The sequence below is a fragment of the Streptomyces sp. NPDC050211 genome (genome assembly GCF_040656035.1).
Lineage (GTDB): Bacteria > Actinomycetota > Actinomycetes > Streptomycetales > Streptomycetaceae > Streptomyces.
This window is the reverse complement of sequence record NZ_JBFALC010000155.1, coordinates 1-3,907: the sequence shown is the minus strand read 5'-3', so window position 1 is coordinate 3,907 and position 3,907 is coordinate 1. Positions and strand designations below refer to the sequence as shown.

At 69.6% G+C, this 3,907-nt stretch carries 3 protein-coding genes and 1 pseudogene; all 4 read left to right on the top strand.

The genetic code is table 11. The features are described from left to right. Positions 1 to 278 precede the first annotated feature (278 nt). Positions 279 to 407: pseudogene (locus tag AB0I98_RS49530) on the top strand (oxidoreductase); the annotation flags it as partial. A 167-nt stretch (positions 408 to 574) separates the two neighbouring features. Beyond that, entirely contained in the window at positions 575 to 1,534 is a 960-nt protein-coding gene (locus tag AB0I98_RS49525; RefSeq protein WP_362953074.1) for an MBL fold metallo-hydrolase, read from the top strand. A gap of 14 nt (positions 1,535 to 1,548) precedes the next feature. Next, a complete protein-coding gene (locus AB0I98_RS49520) occupies positions 1,549 to 2,493 on the top strand; it encodes a fumarylacetoacetate hydrolase family protein (RefSeq protein ID WP_362953072.1) in 945 nt (314 codons plus the stop codon). Positions 2,494 to 2,663: 170 nt separating this feature from the next. After that, a complete protein-coding gene (locus AB0I98_RS49515) occupies positions 2,664 to 3,872 on the top strand; it encodes an amidohydrolase family protein (protein ID WP_362953070.1) in 1,209 nt (402 codons plus the stop codon). Positions 3,873 to 3,907: the final 35 nt, after the last annotated feature.

Below are 3,907 nucleotides of genomic sequence, written 5' to 3'. Positions count from 1 at the left end.
GCCACGGCCGTGCCCCAATTCCGGGGCCGGCGCCACCAGTATTCAGCGGCTGGATTCCTGTATACAGGAAATCGATTTCCCTGATTGCAATCTAGGGGCCAGATTAGTGGGACCGCAATCGGGAGGACGTCTCCGTGACATCTGCAGCCGCGTCGGCACCCTTCATCCCTTCTCCGGACCGTTCGCCATCGGCACCTTTTCGGCAGCGGGCGAGACCAGGTTCCCGGGCCTCATGGCCCCGGACGGCCGAGCGCTCGACCTGCATACGGCACTGGACGAACATCTACGACCTGACGTAGCCCGAGAACGCCGACCAGTGGGGCACGTCCAACCCGATGAACGAGATGGTCGCCAAGGAAATGCTCAACGACGTCGACCGCGGTGTCTTCGTCGCTCCGCCGGTCTGACCCCATGACACCGGGGGCCCGGCGCACTCCCCCACCCTGCCATGGCGCCGAGCCCCCGGCCCGCGTCAACCCACCCAGCTCCCAAGGAATGCCATGCGCTTCGCCACGTACGAACAGCACGGCCGCAGCCGCGTCGCCACCGTGAAGGACGACGGACAGGCCGGGTCATGACCGACACCCCGGACACGAACTCCGCTCCTCCTCCCACAGCGGACGCGGCGGAACTCCAGGAGTTGCTTCCCGGGATCCACGCCTGGGTGCAGCCGGACGGGACCTGGTGGGTCAACAACGCCGGCGCGGTGGCCGGCGACGACGGGGTCCTGGTGATCGACACCTGTGCCACCGCGGCTCGCACCCGCCGGTTTCTCGACGCCGTGGACACGGCCACCGGCGGGGCGCCCGTCCGGCTGGGGGTGAACACCCATCAGCACGGTGACCACACCTACGGCAACAGCCTCCTCCCCTCCATGACAGTGATCGTCGGGCACAGCCGGATGCGGGAAGGGCTTCAGGCCGACCCGGTCATCGACGGCTGCCCACCGCTGTGGAACCCGGTCCCGGACTGGGGGCCGGTGACCCGCAGGCTTCCCGACATCTCGGCCGGCTCCGCACTCACCCTGCACGTCGCAGGTCGGCGGATCGAGCTGCTGCACCCCGGCCGCCCGGCGCACACCACCGGAGATCTGATCGCCTGGCTGCCCGAAGAACGCGTGCTGTTCTCCGGCGATCTGGTGTTCGCCGGACTCACCCCGCTGGCCTTCATGGGCTCGGTGGACGGGGCCCTCGCCGCGGTCGACTGGCTGGAGTCCCTGCAGCCCGACGTCATCGTCCCCGGCCACGGCCCGGTCCTCACCGGCACCGGCATCACCCGGGTCCTGGACGAGCACCGCCGCTATTACCGGCTCATCCTCGACACCGCCCAGGACGGGCTCTCCCGGGGTCTGACGCCCCTGCAGGCCGCCCGCCAGGTCGACCTGGGCGAGTTCACGGACTGGGGCGACGCCGAACGGGTCGTGCTCAACCTGCACCGCGCCTACGCCGACCACGCCGGCCGGGACCTCGACGTGATCACCGCCTTCGGGGACGCGGTCGCCTGGCTCGGCCGCCCGATGCACACCTCCGTCTGAAGGGAAGCGCGACTGTGCGGTTCGTGACCTACGCCGACGACGACGGTGATCGGGTCGGCGTCCTCCACCACGACCAGGTCCATCCCCTGGGTCGCGGCGTCACGATGCTCGGCCTCCTGCGCGACGGCACCCTGCGGTCGGCCGGGGAGCAGGCCCTGGCCGCGCCTGCCGCGACCCGGGCGGTCGGCGACCTTCGGCTGCGCGCGCCGATCCCCGATCCTCCCGCTGTACGGGACTTCATGACCTTCGAACGGCACGTCGAAGGTGTCTCCAGACTCGGCGGAACCGACGCGACCGTCCCCGAACGCTGGTACGAGGCACCCGCGTTCTACTTCACCAACCCCTACGCGATCCTCGGCCCCGCCGACGACGTCCCCGTACCGCCCGGCAGCCGGATGTTCGACCTGGAGCTGGAGGTCGCCGCCGTCATCGGCCGCACCGGCCGCGACATCCACCCCGACGACGCCGACGCCTACGTCGCCGGCTACACCATCCTCGTCGACTGGTCGGCCCGCGACGTCCAGTTCGCCGAGATGCAGGTCCGGCTCGGCCCCACCAAGGGCAAGGACACCGCCACCACCCTCGGACCGGTCCTGGTCACCCCCGACGAGCTGCAACCCTGGCGCACCGACACCTCGTTCGACCTGACGATGACCGTCGACATCAACGGCGAACGGCTGGGGCAGGACCGGTGGTCGTCCATGGCGTTCTCCTACGCCGACATGATCGCCTACGCCTCCCGTGGCACCGAGATCCGCCCCGGCGACATCCTCGGCTCCGGCACCTGCGGCGGCGGCTGCCTCGCCGAACTGTGGGGTCGCGAAGGCCTGAACGCCCACCGCCCCCTGCAACCCGGCGACGTCGTCACCGTCACCGTCGAACAACTCGGCACCCTGACCACCCGCGTCGTGCCAGGAGTCGAGCCGATTCCCCTCCCACCCGCACGACGGGGCCGGTAGGCCCAGTCTGTGCGGAACGGCGACCCCCCGTGGGGTCGCCGTCGCCCACCTGGCCGAACAGACGGTCGCCACGCCCCCGGACACCCTTCGGCTGTCATCGTGCCGGTCCGGCAGACGTCGTAGCCGTGAAGCCCGAACCAGTACATGTCCAGCATTGCGAGGAGAGTCCGATGAACGAGTTCGTCATCGTCGGTGCGAAGGTGTTCGACGGCGAGAAGAACCTGGGCCAGGTCGACGTGCACGTCGCCGACGGCGTCATCGTCTCGGTGGGCGGGCCGCGTGTCACCGGGGTGGAAGTCGTCGACGCCACCGGCGCAACCCTGCTGCCGGGCCTGATCGACGCACACACCCACACAGACGCCGCGATGCTGCGCCAGGCACTGACCTTCGGTGTCACCACCGAACTCGACATGGGCTCGGTCCCCGCCACCATGATTCCGCTGCGCGCCGAGGTCGAGGCCGACCGGACTTTCGCGGACGTGCGGAGCGCCTCTTTTTCGCTCACCCACCTAGACGGCCACCCTCATCAGTTCCGGAAGGGCCTCAACGATCCGGTCTGGCCGACCGCGACCACCGTGGCGGAGGCGGCCGGGTTCGTCGAGGATCGGATCAGCGAGGGCGCCGACTACATCAAGCTGATAGCCGAGAGTGGCGGGGCGTTCGGCTTCCAGTTGCCGCACGTACCACTGGAGATTCACGCCGCCGTGATCGCCGAGGCGCACGCTCGCGGGAAGATGGTGATGGCCCACGCCATGACGCTGCACGAGACCGAACAGATGGTCGACGCCGGCGCCGACGGCCTCGCCCATCTGTTCGCCGACACGGCCCACACCCCGGAGATCGTCGACCGCATCGCAAGCGCGAACGTGTTCGTGGTGCCGACTCTGACTCCCCTTGCCTCCATCGTCGGGCTGTCGCACAGCACGGACCTGGCGCAAGATCCACGCGTTGCGGGAAAGCTTGCGCCGGAATTGCGGGCGCACCTCTCCGACACGTTCGGCGGCTTGCCCGCCTCGCACTTCGACATGGCACTGGCCACGATCGCAGCCCTGCGCCAGGCTGGGGTCGACGTGATCGCAGGCACCGACGCCGCGGCTCTGGCCGTGCGCGGCGTGACCCACGGAGCAAGTCTGCACGGCGAGCTGCAACTGCTCGTACAGGCCGGTTTCAGCCCCACCGAAGCCCTGCGCTCGGCGACTTCACTGACAGCACGACGGTTCGGCCTCCACGATCGGGGCCGCGTCGAGCAAGGCCTGCGGGCAGATCTCGTCCTGGTCGACGGTGATCCCACCACGACCATCAACGACAGCCTGTCGATTCGCGCTGTCTGGCGACAGGGCACCCGCCTCGCGGCCGCATCCACGCACGGCTCCCGGTGAACCCGCCAGGAGCGACGAGGGCGCAGGGCCCTGGT

Coding starts and splice junctions, on each gene's coding strand:
- AB0I98_RS49515 (WP_362953070.1), top strand. CDS start 2,664: ATGAACGAGTTCGTCATCGTCGGTGCGAAGGTGTTCGACGGCGAGAAG.
- AB0I98_RS49525 (WP_362953074.1), top strand. CDS start 575: ATGACCGACACCCCGGACACGAACTCCGCTCCTCCTCCCACAGCGGAC.